This window comes from Escherichia sp. MOD1-EC7011 (assembly GCF_002965005.1).
Lineage (GTDB): Bacteria > Pseudomonadota > Gammaproteobacteria > Enterobacterales > Enterobacteriaceae > Escherichia > Escherichia ruysiae.
In genome coordinates this window covers 1-1,254 of sequence record NZ_PTRD01000073.1, presented here as the reverse complement: position 1 = coordinate 1,254, position 1,254 = coordinate 1, and the positions used below count along the sequence as shown (strand labels likewise).

At 53.1% G+C, this 1,254-nt stretch carries 1 protein-coding gene; it reads right to left on the bottom strand.

All coding sequences use genetic code 11. The features are described 5' to 3' along the window. On the bottom strand, nucleotides 1-1,179 hold a 1,179-nt coding region (locus A7098_RS23365; RefSeq protein ID WP_198599199.1), incomplete at its 3' end, for a prophage tail fiber N-terminal domain-containing protein. Between the last annotated feature and the right edge of the window lie 75 nt (nucleotides 1,180-1,254).

The window sequence follows — 1,254 nt, the reverse complement described above, 5'->3', positions numbered from 1 at the left end:
AATAACATCATCACCGATAGTTACTTTTTTATAACCAGGAGCGAAACCAGTAATCATTTCCAGCGAATCGTTAAATGGTATCCACACATCAGGCAGTGGCTGCAATACTTGTTTATACGGCTCCGCAGCCTGGCTTGCATACTCTCTGGCTGCATCCTCACTTGCTTTAGCTGCTGTCTGGCTTGCTGCCGATGCTTGCGCCGAGTTAGCCGCCGCAGTCTCGCTCGCCTTTGCGTTGGTTTCACTGGTTTTTGCAGCTTTTTGACTGTTTGCTGATGCAGTGGCAGAAGCAGCCGCCGCACTTGCAGAACCAGCTGCGGCACTCTCGCTTTCAGCTGCTGCATCCTGACTGCTTTTCGCCGCAGTTTCGCTGGCTTTGGCATTCGTTTCGCTGGTCTTCGCTGCCGTCTGGCTGGACTTTGCGTTAGTTTCGCTCGTCTTCGCAGCTTTCTGGCTGTTAGCCGCAGCAGTTGCTGATCCAGCAGCTGAAGTCGCAGAACCGGCTGCCGCGCTCTCGCTTTCGGCTGCTGCATCCTGACTGCTTTTCGCCGCAGTTTCACTGGCTTTGGCATTCGTTTCGCTGGTTTTCGCTGCCGTCTGACTGGACTTTGCGTTAGTTTCGCTCGTCTTTGCGGCTGTCTCGCTGTTTTTCGCGTTGGTTTCTGATTTTTTGGCTGCTGTCGCGGAGTTTGCCGATGCAGTCTGTGAGGTCGCTGCCGCCTGTGCACTATTAGCTGCATTCGTTTCTGAGGTTTTCGCCGCGTTCTTCGATGATGCCGCTGCAGTTTCGGATTTCTTTGCCGCCGCTGCGCTCTGAGAGGCGGCTTCGGCGTTGCGTGCCGCTTCTTCCACCATTGCCTCAAAACGACGCAATGCCTCCGGCATGACATCATCTTCCGTCATGGCACCGAGAAAATCATTCAGCGTACCAGGTCTGGAACCTTCATAGACGGTAATGATCCCGGCATGTGAAGGCGGAAAACCTTCAACCAGCAGGGCGACGCTGTACTGGCCATACTCGACATCCATGCTGTAACGCCCGGCTTCATCCGGATTTTCAGAGGCTACCGTGTTCACCAGTACCGTGGTGCTGTTACGCTTTGCCTTCAGTTGAATAGTGCAGTTCTGTATTGGTTTTCCCGCACCATCTTTCAGCACACCTGAAATCTGTACTGCCATACTCACTCCACAAATAAAAAAGGCGCCATTTCTGGCGCCCGTATCTGGGTTATAAAATTCAGCTAATCGTGATGC